This window comes from Shewanella sp. MM_2022_3 (assembly GCF_022557375.1).
GTDB classification, from domain to species: Bacteria; Pseudomonadota; Gammaproteobacteria; order Enterobacterales; family Shewanellaceae; genus Shewanella; species Shewanella xiamenensis.
The window spans coordinates 90,583-108,685 of record NZ_JAKZGV010000009.1 but is presented as its reverse complement, the minus strand read 5'-3'; the positions used below and the strand labels follow the sequence as shown (position 1 = coordinate 108,685).

General features: G+C 47.0%; 17 protein-coding genes. 9 read left to right on the top strand and 8 right to left on the bottom strand.

The features are described from left to right. Window positions 1-33: 33 nt before the first annotated feature. The 3 genes from MMG82_RS07895 to MMG82_RS07885 all read right to left on the bottom strand — a co-directional run bounded on the left by MMG82_RS07895 (window position 34) and on the right by MMG82_RS07885 (window position 2,245). Window positions 34-921: a phosphoribulokinase gene (locus MMG82_RS07895; RefSeq protein ID WP_011071167.1), complete on the bottom strand. Its 888-nt coding sequence runs from the start codon at window positions 919-921 to the stop codon at window positions 34-36. Window positions 922-1,006: 85 nt separating this feature from the next. After that, window positions 1,007-1,252 (bottom strand): YheU family protein, encoded by a 246-nt coding sequence (locus tag MMG82_RS07890; protein ID WP_037429042.1) that lies wholly within the window; start codon window positions 1,250-1,252, stop codon window positions 1,007-1,009. A 9-nt stretch (window positions 1,253-1,261) separates the two neighbouring features. Next, window positions 1,262-2,245 carry a hydrolase gene (locus MMG82_RS07885; protein WP_241406708.1) on the bottom strand — a complete coding sequence of 328 codons (984 nt, stop codon included), beginning with the start codon at window positions 2,243-2,245 and terminating at the stop codon, window positions 1,262-1,264. Window positions 2,246-2,356: 111 nt separating this feature from the next. On the opposite strand from MMG82_RS07885, the gene MMG82_RS07880 reads away from it, so the two are divergent. Both MMG82_RS07880 and MMG82_RS07875 read left to right on the top strand, forming a co-directional pair. Further along, window positions 2,357-2,863: a TAT leader-containing periplasmic protein gene (locus tag MMG82_RS07880; protein ID WP_241406707.1), complete on the top strand. Its 507-nt coding sequence runs from the start codon at window positions 2,357-2,359 to the stop codon at window positions 2,861-2,863. A 46-nt stretch (window positions 2,864-2,909) separates the two neighbouring features. After that, window positions 2,910-4,505 carry a GMC family oxidoreductase gene (locus tag MMG82_RS07875; RefSeq protein WP_241406706.1) on the top strand — a complete coding sequence of 532 codons (1,596 nt, stop codon included), beginning with the start codon at window positions 2,910-2,912 and terminating at the stop codon, window positions 4,503-4,505. Window positions 4,506-4,575: 70 nt separating this feature from the next. On the opposite strand, the gene MMG82_RS07870 is transcribed toward MMG82_RS07875, so the two are convergent. Further along, on the bottom strand, window positions 4,576-5,235 hold the full coding sequence (locus tag MMG82_RS07870) for a cupin domain-containing protein (protein ID WP_037414569.1): 660 nt from the start codon (window positions 5,233-5,235) through the stop codon (window positions 4,576-4,578). A 70-nt stretch (window positions 5,236-5,305) separates the two neighbouring features. Beyond that, window positions 5,306-6,088: an SDR family oxidoreductase gene (locus tag MMG82_RS07865; RefSeq protein ID WP_241406705.1), complete on the bottom strand. Its 783-nt coding sequence runs from the start codon at window positions 6,086-6,088 to the stop codon at window positions 5,306-5,308. A 102-nt stretch (window positions 6,089-6,190) separates the two neighbouring features. Here MMG82_RS07865 and MMG82_RS07860 point away from each other — a divergent pair, with 102 nt between their 5' ends. Then, a complete protein-coding gene (locus MMG82_RS07860) occupies window positions 6,191-6,526 on the top strand; it encodes a helix-turn-helix domain-containing protein (protein WP_037414574.1) in 336 nt (111 codons plus the stop codon). A gap of 88 nt (window positions 6,527-6,614) precedes the next feature. Then, window positions 6,615-7,022 carry a GFA family protein gene (locus tag MMG82_RS07855; protein ID WP_241406704.1) on the top strand — a complete coding sequence of 136 codons (408 nt, stop codon included), beginning with the start codon at window positions 6,615-6,617 and terminating at the stop codon, window positions 7,020-7,022. A gap of 253 nt (window positions 7,023-7,275) precedes the next feature. Here the strand turns inward: MMG82_RS07855 and MMG82_RS07850 are convergent, their stop codons facing one another. Both MMG82_RS07850 and MMG82_RS07845 read right to left on the bottom strand, forming a co-directional pair. Further along, entirely contained in the window at window positions 7,276-7,737 is a 462-nt protein-coding gene (locus MMG82_RS07850) for a DUF2390 domain-containing protein (protein ID WP_241406703.1), read from the bottom strand. Between the two features lie 35 nt (window positions 7,738-7,772). Next, window positions 7,773-9,686, bottom strand: a complete 1,914-nt coding sequence (locus MMG82_RS07845; protein ID WP_241406702.1) for an ABC transporter ATP-binding protein — start codon at window positions 9,684-9,686, stop codon at window positions 7,773-7,775. A gap of 276 nt (window positions 9,687-9,962) precedes the next feature. On the opposite strand from MMG82_RS07845, the gene MMG82_RS07840 reads away from it, so the two are divergent. The 3 genes from MMG82_RS07840 (at window position 9,963) to MMG82_RS07830 (ending at window position 13,224) form a co-directional block, all read left to right on the top strand. Further along, entirely contained in the window at window positions 9,963-10,163 is a 201-nt protein-coding gene (locus tag MMG82_RS07840) for a YheV family putative zinc ribbon protein (RefSeq protein WP_011071175.1), read from the top strand. Between the two features lie 168 nt (window positions 10,164-10,331). Continuing rightward, entirely contained in the window at window positions 10,332-11,444 is a 1,113-nt protein-coding gene (gene aguA, locus MMG82_RS07835; RefSeq protein ID WP_241406701.1) for an agmatine deiminase, read from the top strand. A 73-nt stretch (window positions 11,445-11,517) separates the two neighbouring features. Next, on the top strand, window positions 11,518-13,224 hold the full coding sequence (locus MMG82_RS07830) for an amidase (protein ID WP_241406714.1): 1,707 nt from the start codon (window positions 11,518-11,520) through the stop codon (window positions 13,222-13,224). 226 nt (window positions 13,225-13,450) lie between these two features. Here the strand turns inward: MMG82_RS07830 and MMG82_RS07825 are convergent, their stop codons facing one another. Further along, window positions 13,451-13,651: a hypothetical protein gene (locus tag MMG82_RS07825; RefSeq protein WP_241406700.1), complete on the bottom strand. Its 201-nt coding sequence runs from the start codon at window positions 13,649-13,651 to the stop codon at window positions 13,451-13,453. A gap of 424 nt (window positions 13,652-14,075) precedes the next feature. On the opposite strand from MMG82_RS07825, the gene MMG82_RS07820 reads away from it, so the two are divergent. Together MMG82_RS07820 and MMG82_RS07815 are read left to right on the top strand one after the other, a co-directional pair. After that, window positions 14,076-16,277: a hypothetical protein gene (locus MMG82_RS07820; RefSeq protein ID WP_241406699.1), complete on the top strand. Its 2,202-nt coding sequence runs from the start codon at window positions 14,076-14,078 to the stop codon at window positions 16,275-16,277. Window positions 16,278-17,097: 820 nt separating this feature from the next. After that, window positions 17,098-17,955 carry a pirin family protein gene (locus MMG82_RS07815; protein WP_241406698.1) on the top strand — a complete coding sequence of 286 codons (858 nt, stop codon included), beginning with the start codon at window positions 17,098-17,100 and terminating at the stop codon, window positions 17,953-17,955. Window positions 17,956-18,103 lie beyond the last annotated feature (148 nt).

The following is an 18,103-nucleotide window of genomic DNA, read 5'->3' as shown; positions in this document are numbered from 1 at the left end:
TTCATTAGCCTTTAGTCAAACGTTAACGCTATCTCAGTTCGCCTGCGGACTATTAAGCTGTTGGCGTTTTTCCATCAAATCCTTAATCAGCGGTGTAAGGATCAGCTCCATTGCGAGGGACATTTTGCCACCCGGCACCACCAAGGTGTTAACCCGTGACATAAAGGAGCCTTGGATCATGCTCAAATAATAGGGGAAGTCGACGTTGTTGATGCCGCGAAAACGGATCACCACAAAGCTTTCATCTAGGCTTGGAATATCTTTGGCGCTAAAGGGGTTAGAGGTATCTACCGTCGGCACCCGTTGGAAGTTGATATGGGTGCGCGAAAATTGCGGCGTCATATGCTTAATATAATCGTCCATGCTGCGGACGATTGAGCCCATGACTTTTTCGCGGCTATGGCCACGCTCCGATGTATCGCGAATGATCTTTTGGATCCACTCTAAGTTGACGATAGGCACCATGCCGATCAGCAAATCCACATGCTGGGCTACATTGGCATCGCCCGTTACTACGCCGCCATGTAAGCCTTCGTAATAAAGCATATCGGTGTTTTCGGGCAGTGGACGCCATTGGGTGAAGGTGCCAGGCATTTGGTTAAATGGCACGGCTTCGTCAAAGGTGTGTAAGTAGCTGCGGGTTTCACCTTGGCCCGTGGCGCCATAATCGCGAAAGCATTGTTCTAGGCGGGCAAAGTTATTGGCCTCGGGGCCAAAATAGCTCAGGTTACGATTCTCGGCTTGGGATTTACGGATCATCACTTCCATCTCTGCGCGGGTATAGTGATGAAAACTATCCCCTTCTACAAAGGCGGCATTGATTCCAAGTTGGCGAAAAATATGACTAAAGGCGGTAGTTGTTGTGGTGGTTCCTGCCCCAGATGAGCCTGTAACTGCAATAATTGGATGTTTTGCTGACATGTTTTCTACCTAGGCACCATAAAGAGCCGCTCAGTGGGAGCGATAAACCGTATAAGCTATTTATACGGCACAGGGATACTAATGGTCAATCTTGCCGTTTGGCCACTTGGTCAGCGTGACGAATGGCAAAGGACTCATCCTCTTCACTATATTCTAAGACAAGTTTACCTTGTTTAAGTGCTTGTTGGCATTGCACTATTGCGCCTGATAGTTCTTGCTCATCTAGGCTAGTAAAACTTCCATCTTCCACTTGCCCTAACAAATATTCACGGATCAAATTGACTAAGGTCTCTTTGGGGAGTTGGAGTAAGGCATCGTAGGGGATAAGCATTCGGGTTCCTTAAGGTGCCGATGACGCATCATTGGCGAGTAAAAAGTCTAAAATGCGCCGCTCTAAATAATAGCGTGGCTTCCATGGCGTGCCGCCTTCGATAAAACCAACATGGCCGCCATGGGCATGTAACTCATATTCCACATGTTCGGAAAGCTGGCTGGGATGCGGGATGACCTCATCCGTCATAAAGGGATCGTCCTTGGCATGCATAATTAGCGTAGGCTTAGTGATTCGGCTAACAAAGGGTAAGCCGCTGGCGCGGGTATAGTAATCTTCTACACCTAAAAATCCATGGAGCGGGGCGGTGACTTTATCGTCAAAGTCATAAAAAGTATTGAGATTAGCAACTTGGATTGGGGGCAAGGTCATAGTGCCAGCAAGCTCTGGATCATTAAGCTTTTGATTGACCTTATATTGTAACTGCTTGATTAAATGGCTTTGATACACCTTTGAAAAACCACTCTCTAAGCGTTTTGCACAGGCCGATAATTGCAGCGGCGCCGACACTACTACAGCGCGACTCAACAGGCTGTGCTCTTGATATTCGCCTTGATATTTGGTCAATACATTGCCGCCTAAGCTGTAACCTACTGCCAATAAAGGTGATTGCGGATAGGTTTGTTGCAGCTGGCTTAGGCTAAACTGCAAATCGTCGGTGTCGCCACTGTGGTAACTGCGGGCGAGACGATTGGCTTCACCTGAGCAGCTTCTATGATGGTGAACCACGGCGGCTAACTCTTGTTCTTTACAGGCTTGCAGAATGCGTCTGGCATAATGGGACTGGGCACTGCCCTCTAATCCATGAATGATAACCACAATGGGTTTACCGATTTCTGGCCTAGCTTGCCAATCTAAATCGATAAAATCGCCATCGGGAAGCTCGAGTCGCTGTCGCTTAAGCACAGGTTTGGCCACTTTAGTGAATACGGGCAAAATGGTTTGTACATGGGGACTTTTGGCCCACCAAGGCGGTGTAAAAGCGTTTGGCATGGGATCTTATCTTGGTATCAACTATTGCTGAAAATTAAAACGTGTGTTTAATTTAGGTTCGTGGTCATTGTAGCACAGTAATTTAACACTAAGCGTCTTGGGGAGACATTGATGAATAGACGAACCTTTTTACTGGGCGCGTTTGCTGGTACGGCGGCGATAGCCCTGGGGGTGGATCTTTATTCTCCCGAATTTAGTCTACCCGATGAAGGTGAAGGGAAAGACTACCGTTTATTATTTAGTGTGCTGTTACCTGTGATGCTCGATGGGGCTTTGCCCGATGTGGCAACCCATAAGGTGGCGGCGCAAAATCGCACCTTAGATGCTATTAAACAATCGATCGCAGTGCTGCCAGATGAACAGCAGGCCGAGTTATTTGAGCTACTCGATATGCTCGAGAATCGCCTCGGTTTACTGATACTCACCTCGAGTATGACACCGCTGCTAATGCGTTCTCCCACCGAACTGACCCAAATGCTGGAGAGTTGGCGTCACTGCTATTTTGCCTTGTTGCAGACGGCTTACTTAGGCTTGCGCGAATTAGTCATGGCAAGTTATTACGCCTGTCCTGAGCATTGGAGTCGACTCCACTACGCCAAGCCTGAATTGTTCAAATAGGCCGAATTTCTAATAATAACAATAATGTGAAGATGGAGTATTCCAAGTGGCAATCATAGATCCCATAGTGACAGGCTTAAATTCCGGTTGGTTACATACCGATGCCAGTCAGCTGCAAGAAAACCAACAATTTGAAGCCGATGTGGTGATTGTGGGCACGGGCGCAGGTGGCGGCGTTGCGGCGGAGATCCTCACTCAAGCCGGACTCAGCGTGATTATGATTGAAGCGGGGCCGCTTAAATCCTCCAGCGATTTTAATATGGAGGAGCGGGTCGCGTATCCGAATTTGTATCAACAGGCGGCGGCGATGAAAACCGCCGACAAAGCGATTGGTATTTTCCAAGGTCGCGCTGTGGGGGGCTCGACGACCATCAATTGGACCACCTCCATTCGTACACCAAAGGAAGCCTTAGCCTTTTGGGAACAGCATAAATCGGTAGCCGGACTCGATCCTGAAACCCTCGCGCCTTGGTTCGAGCAGATGGAGCAGCGGCTCAATATCCACGAATGGAATTATGAACCTAACCGCAATAACGGTGCACTCAAGCAAGGCTGTATCAATCTAGGTTGGGATTATACCGTCATTAAACGCAATGTGGCGGGCTGCTGGAATACTGGCTATTGCGGGATGGGCTGCCCAGTCAATGCCAAACAGTCGATGCTAGTCACGACAATTCCGAGTGCATTAGAGAAAGGCGCACAGCTGATTAGCCGTGCCAAAGTCGTTAAAATTGAACATCATAATGGCCAAGTCTTTGCCCTCAAGGCACAGGCGCTCGACGTTAATTTAAGGCCGACTGCGGTTGAGCTGCTGTTTAAAGCCAAACACTATATTTTGAGCGCTGGCGCTATCCACACGCCGACCTTAATGATGCGCTCTGAGGTGCCCGATCCCTACCAGTTATTGGGCAAACGAACCTTTTTACATCCCACTGTGCTTTCTGGCGGCGTATTTGCCGATGCGATTAATGCCCACAGCGGCGCACCTCAATCTATCTATTCCGATGAGTTTGTTTGGAAAAATGGCGCAGATGGCGAGTTAGGTTACAAGCTCGAAGTGCCGCCAGTGCATCCGATTTTGATCGCCTCTAAGACCATAGGTTACGGATTAAGCCATGCTGAGTTGATGGCGCAGTTTAATCAGTTGCAGGTGACTATCGCCTTGGTTCGCGACGGTTATCATCCCGACAGTCAAGGTGGACAAGTACATTTAACCCCAACGGGCTTTAGTTTGGACTATCCATTAACCGAGGCTTTTTGGCGGGCAGCGCGGCGAGCCTACGCCAGCATGGCCGAATTGCAATTTTCGGCAGGCGCATTAAAAGTGCTGCCTATCAGCGATGGTATGCCCTATTTGTCGTCATGGAAGGAAGCGAAAGAGAGCATAGCCCAAATGGACTTAGCGCCGCTAAAGACGGTGGTGGCCTCGGCCCATGTGATGGGTGGCTGTCCATTCGGCGAAGATGAAAAGCTCTCTATGGTCAATAGCTATGGGCAGTCACATTATTTGGATAATCTGTCGGTGATGGACGGTTCTATCTTCCCGACTAGCTTAGGTGCAAACCCACAGTTGTCGATTTATGGTATTACCGCTCGCAATGCCACCGCACTGGCGCAAAAGCTCACCGATGGTAAAGGCTGATATTTCCTCGGCCGCATAAGTCAGTCGCTAACACTTATGCGGTCTAAGCCTAATGAGTCGTCTGCTAGCGTTACATGGCGCTAATGGGTAAATGGCCAGTTTTTACTAAGATAATGGTTTCCTCTTCGACAAAAGGAAAATGGCCGCTCATATGGGGGCTGCGTATCCATGTGTGGCGCGGATATTCACCTAGCTCATCTTGAAACTTGCCCGATAACACTAAGATTTCTTCGCCACCAAAATGCCGATGGGGTTGAAATTTTTCTCCCTTAGGCCATTTCACTAATGCGGTATGTTGGTGCTCGAACTCGTGTAACGGCATGACTTGTAAGCCACCAATACCCGGTAACCATGGTGTCTGCTGAGTATTAATTCTGATCAGTTCGAGATCCCGCGGATCGAATTGGTTAAGTTTTACGAAAATCACGCAACCTGTTTGGCTAAAAGGAGCATGTTGGCTCCCGGGGGGATGGCGAAGATAACTACCCGCGGGATAATCACCGTTTTCATCGGAAAATACCCCTTCGAGCACAAGGATTTCTTCGCCCTGCGGATGCTGGTGGGTCGTAAACTGCGAGCCCGCGTCATATTTGACTATGCTGGTGGTGTGCCCTGATTCCTTAGCCTCCCGCTCCAGTGGTTTACGCCACACCCCTTGAGCAGGGCTTGGCAACCAAGGTTGCTGCTCAGTATCAATAACGATACGTTCACTAAAGTTCATATTAAGCATAGTGTTAGACCTGATTTAACCTTTTCTAATGATTAGTTATGTGTCGCTCGCAGTGCATTAACTCGCGAATTTAGTTGCGTCCTGCCATCACCCCACCATCAACATCCCAAATTGCGCCAGTTACCCAACTCGTATCATTGGATAACAAAAAGCACACGCTATTTGCCACATCGGCAGGAGTGCCGACTCGTCCAATTGGATGAAAAGCATCAAAGCTTGCAAGCACTTGGTCTCGCTCTTCCTTTGGAATAAAAGCGTTATAGATTGGCGTATTGACCACCGCAGGTGAAACCGCATTGACGCGAATATGCTTGTCCGCCAGTTCCATCGCTAAGTGTTGGGTTAATGCGTGTAACCCGGCTTTTGCCATCGAATACGCCGACGAAGGCGTGGCTTTAACCGCTTGTTTTGCCCACATCGAACCTATGTTCACTATACTACCACCGCCCGCATCGATCATCTTCTGGGTCACGGCTTGGGTAATTCTGAACAGCGCTTTATTTAACCCCATATACAGTTCGTAATCTGTTTCAGTGTGGTCAATAAAGGATTTGGGATTGAAATACCCCGCCGCATTGACGAGATAGCCGACCTTATGCTCAAGTTGGTTGATGTGTGTAATGAGTCGATTAAGATCCGCAGCTTGATAAAGGTTGGCTTGAAACCCCTCGACCTGTAACTCGGGGGTTGTATTTTCCTGTTTGAGCGCAGCGACGGCAGCAGTGAGTTTTTCTTGTTGATTACCCACGATAAGCACTGATACGCCTTGCTTGACCAGTTGTTTAGCGGTTTCAAAACCGATGCCGCTGCTACCGCCAATAATAATGGCCAGATTTGAGGTATTAAATTGCATTTGCTACTCCTATGTATTATCAAGGTGGTAATCTTATGGACTTAATAACTATCTGAACAGTAAGTACAAATTGGTTAGGCAGGTACTTTTTGGTACATCTTTATGAATAACAATGAAAAAATTATTTCTCGTAAATCGCCGCCTGAGCGCTCAGCCCGAATGGTCGAAACGATTTATGGTTGCAAATGGTCATTAACGGTTTATCAGTTGTTGGCCAATGGGATCCAAAGGCCTGGAGAAATGGTGCGCTCAGTCGAGGGACTTTCGACTAAGGTATTGAATCAATGTTTAAAAAAGAACATTGAATTTGGCATTTTAGATAAGGTCATTTATAACGAATTACCACCGCGGGTCGAATATCAAGTGACGGAGTTTGGCCAAAAATTTCTGCATATTTTAGATGAGCTGGAAAAATTGCAGCAAGAAATTGATGCGTAATGAGCTGTCTTGACTGGTCAGTTATACAAGATAATCAAGGTAACTTAATGTATTAGGTTTTTGCTCTGTTTGATTAGGGTTAATGGATATGTCTAAGATCTTGCAAGAGGGCGGTTGTTTATGCGGAGCGATTCGTTATCGGATTGAGGGCAAGCCCTTCGATGCGGATTATTGTCACTGCCGCATGTGCCAAAAGAGTATTGGGGCAGCCTTTGGAGCTTGGATGGATTTTAACATGTCGCAGGTGACATGGCTTAAGGGCAACGTCACTGAGTTTGCCTCATCAGAATATGTAAGACGCGGATTTTGCGCCCAATGTGGCTGCTCACTGACCTTTAGGCACACTGAGTATCCCGACTATCTCACCCTAACGATCGCCAGCTTAGATGATCCAAATTCAGTGCAGCCTAATTACCATATTTATACTGAGCAGCAGCTGAGCTGGCTTAACATTGAGGATAACTGCCAGCGTTATCCTCAAGCTCGCACTAAGTAAACCTGAGCTCGGGATAAGTAGAGCCGCTGAATAGGCATCTTTTCGGGCCTCTCTGCGTTGCTCTGTCTAACCATAGCTCGCTATGGCATACTACAGAGCGCCTTGATATGCGCAAAAATCTGCGCATTCAGTCAGAAAAAAGATTCTTCTTTTCAAAAAAATCATTTATAGCATTGATTTTGATTGTTAAATTTAGATTTTTCCGACACTCGTTATCCCGAGTTCAGGTTAAGTAGGCTGTGCGTGAGGCCAGTTAAGGTGCGATAAGATCTAGCGCAATAATATCCGCAGCGGATAAACCAAATAGCGCGAGGTAACTCACTAGATTGGTTTGTTGACCGCTAGGCGATAAATCATTGACGGCATGTAAAATGGTACGCTGCGCCTTGCGTTCCATCATCAACTCAACATCGAGCATTTGCTGATATTCCGCAGCATTCAAGCTGGCTTTGGCGAGACGACGCAGACGGCGATAGGGGGTGAGAAACTTTTCATCCCATTCCCATACTGCATTGACGAGTTGTTGCCATTGCTCGGTTGAATATTCCCGCGGTCCCGCCACATCACTGGTGAGATCTAAATACTGCGCTAGCAGTAATAGATTCACATTTACCTGACAATTATCTTGAAGCTCAAGGCAAAGCACTTTGTTTTGCCCATAGCTCATATCACACCAATGCCAAATTTGGCAGTCTAGCGGGGTTACATCCGACATACGGCTTCCTTGTCAATTAGGCGACAGCAGACCGATTATTGGCCCATTAACTCAAGTTCCATTGCATCAATTTCTTCTTGTAGCTCAAGCCATTGCATTTCACTTTCTTCTAGCGTTTGTGTCAAGCTGGTGCGCTCACTGAGTACCGAGGTGAGCTTGGCTTTATTGTCTTGATCATATAACTCGCCATCGGCGAGCAGGTGTTCTAACTCGGCAAGGCGTTCACTGAGTTTTTGTTGATCAATTTCTAACTTGGCTTGTTTACGTTTAAGGGGCGACACTTTTTGGCGTAGCTCAGCCTCTAAGCGCTTTTGCTGCTTCTTATCAACAGCGGGTTTAGTGTCATCGCTGTTGGCCGCTTGGTTGGCACTGGCGGCTTTCGCGGCATCGAGTAACCATTGGTGGTAATCGTCAAGATCGCCATCAAAGGCTTGTACTTCACCTTGGTCAACCAAATAGTAGTCGCTACAGGTTAAGCGCAATAAATGGCGGTCGTGCGATACAATCACCATTGCACCTTCAAAGGTTTGCAATGCCATAGTGAGCGCATGGCGCATCTCTAAATCTAAATGGTTGGTTGGTTCGTCAAGCAGCAACAGATTGGGCCTTTGCCATACCAATAATGCCAACACTAAACGGGCTTTTTCGCCACCAGAGAACGGGCGCACTGGCGAGAGTGCCATATCGCCATTAAAGCCAAAACCACCGAGGAAGTTACGCAATTCCTGCTCGCGGGCATTAGGCGCAAGGCGCACTAAATGTTGCAGCGGCGTATCGTCTAAGCGTAGAAATTCAATTTGATGCTGGGCAAAGTAACCGATATTCAGGCCGGGATTGGGCTCATACAATCCGGTCATCGGTGATAACTGGCCCGATAACAGCTTGATTAGGGTTGATTTACCCGCACCGTTACGGCCGAGCAACCCAATGCGTGCACCGGGTACTAAGTTTAAATGCACTTTGCTGAGGATTTGCTTATCGCCATAACCCACCGCCACTTGCTCCATCTTAATCAGCGGGTTGGGCAGGGCTTCCGGCGGGCGAAACTCCATATAAAACGGGCTATCGGCTTGGGATGGCAATAGCTCAGTCATCCGCTCCAGCGCCTTTAAGCGGCTCTGTGCTTGCTTGGCTTTACTGGCCTTGTAGCGGAAGCGGTCAACAAAAGACTGCATATGCGCCCGTTCTTTTTGTTGGCGTTCAAAGGCGACCTGTTGCTGTGCCATACGTTCAGCGCGGATGCGTTCAAAGGCACTGTAGTTGCCTTTGTAGAAGTTGAGTTTTTGATTTTCGACATGGACGATTTCATCAACGATTTCATCGATAAAATCCCTATCGTGGCTGATTAAAATCAGCGTGCCTTGATAGGACTTAATCCAACCTTCGAGCCAGTACATGGTATCTAAGTCTAAGTGGTTGGTCGGTTCGTCGAGCAGCAGTAAGTCCGAGCGGCACAGTAGTGCTTGGGCTAAGTTGAGGCGCATCCGCCAACCGCCCGAAAAACTTTTCACTGGGTTATTCTGCTCGGCTTCGCTAAAGCCTAAACCTGCAAGCAGGGCTCCGGCGCGGGCGCGAATAGCATAACCGCCAATGGCATCGATTTTACCGTGCAAGGTAGCGATCGCATGGCCATCATTATGTTCCTGTGCAATGTGCAGATCAGCCTCAAGCTGGCGATATTCTTTATCGCCATCAAGCACATATTCAAGTGCAGACATTTCGAGTGCCGGGGTTTCCTGGGCGACGCTGGCAATCTGCCAACCCGAAGGCATACTAAACTCGCCTTTATCTAAGCTCAGGTGACCCATAATTAATGCGAGCAGTGAGGATTTACCCGTGCCGTTGGCGCCCACTAGGCCGACCTTATGGCCGGGATAGATGGTCAGAGAGGCTTCGTCGAGCAGGGTTTTGCTACCACGGATTAATTGTGCTTGGTTGATGCTGATCATTAACTACAACTTGGTCATATCATGAATGAGTAAGGGTTGTGATGATAACGTACAAGCTCATGGCAAACCACAACTTAGGCCGAGTTGCTGCGTATTTCTTCGACTTTTTATGGCCTAGTGCGATAGCGCTCTACCGCGTGGTCAGGGAGTATGGCAGCACAAGTTTATTCAAGGACTGGCAATAGCTGGGCAGTATGGCAAAATAGCGCCACATTTTCGCCTTAACGCCGATGATTCGCTTATCGCTGGGCGCGTAGCCATTTATAGGTTTGTATCATGACCACTAAAATAAAAAAACGCTTTGTTGCTGGCGCAAAATGCCCTAAGTGCGGCGCGAAAGACAGCATTTTGCTGTTTAAAGAAAACGGTATCGAAACCGTAGAATGTACTGACTGTGATTATCGTGAGCAGCAAACCGATATCAAAGTGACCGAAAAAGCCACGGGCGCCGTCATTGGGGTGTTTAAACCTGACTAGGCTCATCTTTATGAAGCGCCAAACACATGCTGGCAAAGTATGTAAGAGATTTTATTAACCGCTGCCAATGGCCCTCGCATCGTTGTGGGGCTGATATAACTGTATTCTGTCGTCCTATTTTAGGGGCGTACACCCTTATCGATTTCAGCATTACTGGAGACAAAACTCATGACAAACGTGAATGTGGATGTCACGCCGTTAACGACTAAGCCATCACAAGATGGTTTTTATATGCCTGCCGAATGGGCGGCGCAGCAAGCTGTGTGGATGATTTGGCCCTATCGTCCTGATAACTGGCGCGCTGCGGGTGCGTATGCTCAGGCGACTTTCGCTAAGGTGGCCGATGCGATTGGCGCGGCAACGCCAGTGTATATGGGTGTCCCTAAAGCCTTTTTAGCCGAAGCTAAAACGGTAATGCCATCCCACGTCACCTTGGTTGAAATGGACAGTAACGATTGCTGGGCTCGTGATACAGGACCTACAGTGGTCGTTAATGCCGAGGGCGAATGCCGCGGTGTTGATTGGGGCTTTAATGCTTGGGGCGGCCATAACGGTGGTTTGTACTTCCCATGGGATAAAGACGAGCAAGTCGCGCAGCAAATGCTTGCACAACATGGTTTTGCCCGTTATCGCGCGCCGCTGATCCTCGAAGGTGGCTCCATCCATGTCGATGGTGAAGGCACCTGTATGACGAGTGCCGAATGTTTACTCAACGCCAATCGTAACCCTGAACTGACAAAAGAACAGATTGAAGCCTTACTGCGTGATTATTTGAATGTTAAGCAGTTTATCTGGTTACAAGATGGTGTTTACATGGATGAGACCGATGGTCATATCGACAATATGTGCTGTTTTGCCCGTCCTGGTGAGGTTATTCTGCACTGGACTGATGATGAATCGGATCCACAATATCCACGTTCAAAAGCCGCGCTCGAAGTGCTGCAAAATACCGTGGATGCCAAAGGCCGTAAGTTAAAAATCCATCTGTTGCCACAACCAGGGCCGCTGTATTGCAGCGAAGAAGAATCAAAAGGTGTAACTGAAGGCACTGGTGTGCCACGTACGGCAGGTGAGCGTTTAGCGGGTTCTTATGTGAACTTTTTAATCACCAATCATCGCATCGTATTCCCGCTGCTTGACCCAGCAACCGATGATATCGCAGCCCAAAAACTGCAAGAAATTTTCCCTGAGCATGAGATTGTGGGGGTGCCCGCGCGGGAGATTTTACTAGGTGGCGGCAATATCCATTGTATTACTCAGCAAATCCCTGCTGGAAAGTAACCCAAGGAGAACAGTATGACGATTGATGTCACTGTTAATACACCACAATTGGCTTTCTGCGGGAGGGCGTAAGATGTTTGAAGTCACTGAAGTTTCTATTGCCGAGCTGCGTGCTGCGCTCGAATCTGGCCGTACTACCGCAGTGGAGTTGGTGAAATCGTATCTCGCGCGGGTTGAGGCCTATGATGGCCCTGCGACAAAAACTAAGTTGAATGCGTTAGTGGTGCACAATCCCGATGCGCTTAAAGAAGCCGAGGCTTCCGATGCGCGCCGTGCTCGAGGTGAAACCTTAAGCCCGCTCGATGGTATTCCTTACACCGCTAAGGACAGCTATTTAGTGAAGGGACTGACGGCGGCGTCTGGCAGCCCAGCCTTTAAAGATTTAGTGGCCCAGTACGATGCTTTTGCCGTCGAGCGCCTACGTGCCGCAGGAGCTATTTGCCTAGGCAAAACCAATATGCCTCCCATGGCTAATGGCGGCATGCAGCGTGGTCACTATGGCCGCGCTGAAAGCCCATACAATGCTGATTATCTTACTGCACCCTTTGCTTCTGGTTCTTCCAATGGGGCGGGCACGGGCACGGCGGCAAGTTATTCTGCTTTCGGTCTGGCTGAAGAAACTTGGTCGAGTGGCCGTGGCCCTGCGTCCAATAATGGTTTATGCGCCTATACGCCGTCTCGCGGCGTGATTTCCGTGCGTGGTAACTGGCCGTTAACCCCGACCATGGATGTGGTTGTGCCCTATACCCGCACAATGGCGGATATGCTCGAAGTGCTCGATGTGATTGTGGCAGACGACCCAATCACCCGTGGCGATCTCTGGCGTCTACAACCTTGGGTTAAAATCCCTAAATCATCGACAGTTCGCCCAGAATCCTATCTGGCGCTGGCGGCTAGCGCCGATACGCTCAAGGGTAAGCGTTTTGGTGTGCCGCGCATGTACATCAATAAAGATGAATTGGCTGGCACCAGCGAAAATCCGGGTATCGGGGGGCCAACGGGTCAACGGATTCATACTCGCCAATCGGTGATCGATCTGTGGGAAGCCGCGCGTAAAGCCTTGGAAGCCGCTGGCGCCGAAGTGATTGAAGTCGATTTTCCGTTGGTTTCAAATTGTGAAGGCGATCGCCCAGGTGCGCCGACGGTGTTTAACCGCGGTATCGTTACACCTCAGTTCCTGCATGATGAATTGTGGGAACTCTCAGGTTGGGCGTTCGATGAATTCCTGCGGGCTAACAACGACCCTAAACTGAACAAGCTTGAAGATGTGGTGGGGCATTTGATATTCCCCCATGATCTTGGCACCTTGCCAAATCGTGAAGGTGACTTAGCGGCAGGCATGGAAGAGTATGTCAACATGGCTAAGCGTGGCCTTAAATCATTCGATCAGATCGACAGTATTCCCGATGGTCTGCGTGGTTTAGAAAAGACCCGTAAGTTGGATCTCGAAGACTGGATGGATGGACTTAAGCTTGATGCCGTGCTGTTCCCAACGGTGGCGGATGTGGGTCCAGCCGATGCCCATGTGAATCCAGCTTCTGCCGATATTGCGTGGAGTAACGGAGTTTGGGTCGCTAACGGAAACCTTGCGATTCGCCACTTAGGCGTACCGACTGTGACTGTACCTATGGGTGTGATGGCCGATATTGGCATGCCAGTGGGTCTAACCTTTGCGGGCCGCGCCTATGACGATAATAATCTGCTTAAATTTGCCGGTGCATTTGAGTCAACAGGTAACAGGCGCATTATTCCGCCGCGTACACCAAAACTGAGTCAATAACCGTTAAACTGACAAATATACACTTAGCTTAGTCTTAGGGATTTATCTTGTTAGAGATTTAGCTCCTTATAACGGCAAAGTGTAGAGTCATAAAAACGGGATGGGCCTTAATCTGCCAATCCCGTTTTTTATGCTAACAAAAGCCTGATACGAGATTTCGCCATTTGCTGCTGTTTGCTACTGTGAGAGAGTAATACAGTCTTATACCAAGCAATTAAGAATCACACTAAATAGCAGCAATCCCATCAATACGCAGCCTTTGATAAAATGTTTTTGCCCCAAAACGAGATAAGTTTGTCGTCAGGTGTGTAGGATGAATTGTCATTGTTTCCCCAGTGACACGCCATAAACTCATCCCCGAGGGCTCGACGGCGGCATCCATGCCGCCAACGGTCACTGTTGCAACAATGCCAATCTTAACGACCATCGAACTGTTCATTTGGCGAAAAAGCTAATGCCCCTTTTCGTGTTAGAGCAAGGATTTATACATGTTCTAATAATCAAGATATAGATTAGAAAAGCTAACTTATAAGGCAAGAGTCAAGACCTGCCCCCATTGTTTACACACTTCAGGCTTAAATTCAGGAACCGACTCAATGAATGAAGCTGCTGAAGAGCTCAAAACATTTATCGAACACTTCCCTAAAGCAAAGAAAAACAGCAAAATAACAAACGGTTAAATACCGATAACCTTAGCGAGGCAATGAATGGAAAGACTGAGTATAACGACGCATCTAATAGCTATTCTCACCGCTTTTTCTGCTTTTACTATGCCTATCGCACTCGAGGTATTAAACCGTGTGAAGAGTCGCTATGGCTCCGCGTACTACATGGACTCAATTGAGCATATAATGGGCTTTAAAGTTCACTATCTATTCAGAGAGCTTATTACTACCTTGATAGCGTTAATACTGTTCTCAATTTTTGTTTCATTGGTAAACGAACAGACTTTCTCAAACGGGTGGGTTTTATTTTTCGAATTACTCTTTGCTCTCGTAACCAGCACATTGCTAGTCAAAGAGTTCCTCTTCATAAAAACAGTCTTTCAAGCAACTCGCTCAGACAACTTGGTAACAAATCATTTAATTAATAAATTAACAGAACCTGACTCTAACAACTCAAACCACGCCCAAGAAGTTGAACTATTAATCCAGATAACTTGTTACAACATCGAGAACACAACAACTTTTACCGATGAGGCCATTGAATATAGACTTTTTACGATAATAGAGAAAGCATACGAGAACCAAACAAGCCTCATTAATGATGAAACCATAAAAAACTTGCTCGATGGCTTAGCTGTCGCGCTTACATCGGCAAGAAATGCCAATAACAGAAGAGCTTACGTGTCTCTACAGCGAAACTACGCTAAGCACCTAATTTTGTTCTTTGACAGGAAAATAAAGAATAATGATGTCTTCGAAAGGTATAGTGAGGATTTTTATGAAGAAAGCATCAAGGAGCTCGACTCAGGTCACTATTGGTTGATGAGAGCTGATTTTTTGATTAGCGTGAACATGTGGGACATCCAAAACCCACAAACAATTAACTTCATTGATAGGATTATCCGCAATTTAATAGATTTTGCTGTGAGAGAAAAGCCAGACTTAGTTCCTGACATTATTGAACGCTACCGAAATTTTGTTGGTTACGACAGTTACTTCTGTAGTGACTTGCACAACCTCTTAACGCTTTTTGGCTCTTACAATGTCGATTACTACGAAGAAATTCAGAGCCTAATCGAAGAGCATGAAGAACAAATAACTAGCGACCCCGAAGCTTATGTGGGCAAGTTCATCTCGCTAGTGAATAAATCAAGTTATGAGGCCCTTAAGTGTTCAACATCAATAGATCAGGATGAAAAAATCAAAACAATTACATTAGAATACAAGCAGGAGATGATTACAGAAATAATGAAGTCAAAGGGAGCAATCGCTTCAAGAAACACGGCTCAATACGCCATAAGAGTTCTTGCCAAAGAGTATTTGTGGGGATACATGATTAAATGCTTCGAAAGTTTCAGCCCCGCCAGTTCAAAAGCTAGTCGTCTAGGCTTTAACATATTGCCATGCTCATTGAGCTCAACTATCGAGCAACTTGGTAAAACTCATGGATTTAGCTCTATTCATTCTGAAGAGCTTAACAGCTCATACCAAAGAGCTGTACCCATCTTAGCCATGTATGCTCTCTATTGCTGGAGGATCCAAAATCCAAAGAAAAGGTTACGCGATGGTGTAAACAAAATGACTGCCTCTCTGAGCCTAGGTGAACGCACAATTAGAAACGTGAAGAAAATACAGTCAACCATGCACCACGTTCAGTATTTTGCTAAATCCTTTGATTACTCTCATGCATTTTGTCGCCACTTCAACATTATCCATGAAGTGAAAGATTTTCATAAAGCCACAATACTCATCTTTGATGAAATCGAAAAATACCTTGCAATACAACTTAAAGACATCATAGCCACTCAACCTCTAAGCGATGACATAAAAAACAGATACATGGATTCGGTTGCAGCTTATCCTGAGGATACGTTAAGAAGAATTCCTTTACTTGATTGCGTATCCCTTACACCATCCAAGCAAGATCCTATCGTATTTACAATGCAACCTGAAGGAAGAGCAGTTTTTCTAGACAACAATGATGTTCACTATTTATTTAACGCAAGAAGTGTTATTGAAAGAATTCATAAAGACATAGCAATCAAGCAAATAACCAAAAATGGCAGCCCACTAGAGACATTAAAACCATCCGACTATGACGAAAACAAAATACTGGTCATCACCAATAAGGACTGGGAAGCGTGGGCTAGGGATAAAACCAGAGCTGACCTGAATAGAATAAATAAACACTTGGTTTTTACTGGGACAGCGTTGGGTTCTTACTTCACTTACGATACCAAAGCACCCCTGCCCCTAGCCACACTATACTCACCTACAGGTAAAGGTAAGGGCTCATTGCACGAACACTTAAGAAATGCCTTTGAATTCGATTTTAGAGATGAAAATGGAATAGTAGAGATTCAGGCTCGAGCTCACGTTTATTATTAGTAAGATAATTTGGGCGATCTGTAGTGGTCAAGTAAAACTGGCCACAGGTTTAAAGCTTTTCCATAGTTTTGGTAATCTGAAATGCGTTCATTAGAGCAAAAATCCTAACACGCTTTTGTCCCTTAGCTTTTTTAGACTCATACAGCAATTGGGTAGATGAAATTGGCATTGGGGCTACAGTGACCGTCGGCGACATGGTTGCTCATTCACATCCATGTGATTGCAACATTCGTATATCCATATACAGCAGATGTCGCCGTCGAGCCTATAGAGACATATTCACGGCGTGTCACTGGGGAAACAATGACAATAAGCTCCCTCTGAGCAGATAAAATTGCTATTAAGCTTTTGTCCCATATCTTCGGATGACGAAACGGTTGTATGTGGTGTGTGAATTGCCATTGAAGCACCAGTAACCGTTGGCAATATGGCAGCTCATTCACATCCATGTGATCGCTGCATTAGTACATCCTGTACAGCAGATGTCGCCGTCGAGCCTCTGGGCTTTTTGTCAAAGAATGGGATGGCGTGTCACTGGGGAGACAATGGCAATTTCCTTTGTCCTAGTGATAAACAGTTCACACACTTTTTCACAAACGCTTTATTTCGAGAAGTATTGTTTAAGCAAGTTATAACGCCGTTTACTCAATTCCCAACCATTCTACTTTTTCGAAAAATCTAAGCGTGATTTCGCGTTATTCTTTTGCAAATTTCCTTGTTATTCTGCCACCATCAGCATTGCCACAGTTTCACCCTGTCATTTGGGGAGCCAAGAGATAGCGAGTGCACAGGCTAATGCCTTACGAGTTAGGAGCATAAAATGAAAGTCTTAGGCCAGTTTTCTGCTAAACCTGCGATGGATGGCGACGGGGTGAATATTCGCCGTGTGGCGGACTTTATCACTACCCATTTTGACCCGTTTTTGATGATGGATGAGATCAAATCCGATGATAAACAGGATTTTATTGGTGGCTTTCCACCGCATCCGCACCGTGGGATGGAGACCTTTACCTATATCCGTAAGGGCGGATTTGAGCATCGCGATCAAATGGGTAACGTCAAAGCGATTCGTGCCGGCGATGTGCAGTGGATGAGCACGGGTTACGGCGTGGTGCATTCTGAAATGCCGCTGGCCGATGCACTCAATGGTCTGCATGGCTTCCAAATTTGGGTCAATATGCCCGCGAAAGATAAACTGCGCCCTGCGACGTATCAGGATACGGCTTCAATCGCAAGCGTTGAAACCATGAACGACACAGGCGCAACCCTTAAAGCCTTGGCGGGTGATTGGGCTTTTGCGGGTAAGAGCGCCATCAGTGCCACCATCCAAGGATTAGCGGGCGAAGCGGCGATTGCCGACTTGATGATTAACGCCAATGGTGAAGCGCTGCTCGATTTATCCAAGCATGAGTTTGCCGCCCTCTATCTTTACCAAGGTGGCTTGAGTAAGGGCGAAGGCTCACAGTGGTCATTCAATGAAGGCCAGTTTTTAGTGCTCGATAGCCAAACGCCATTGCAGCTTAAGGCCGATGATCGCGGTGCGGGCATGTTACTGTTTGTGGGTAAACCGATTCGCGAAAAAATTGTGCAGATGGGCCCCTTTGTGATGAACACCCAGGCGGAAATTCAGCAGGCGATTCGCGATTATCAAGAAGGGCGTTTTGGCCAAATCGCTTAATCTGTTAAGTTTGCCGTGCTGATTAAAACCAAAGCCCTGTATCCTTGCAGGGCTTTTTTATTGCGGTTTACGCAGACGATTTCGATTGTTTAAGGACTTGAGTTTAAGGACTTGAGGTAAAAGCTGCTCGTTGTTGCTACAATAGCGG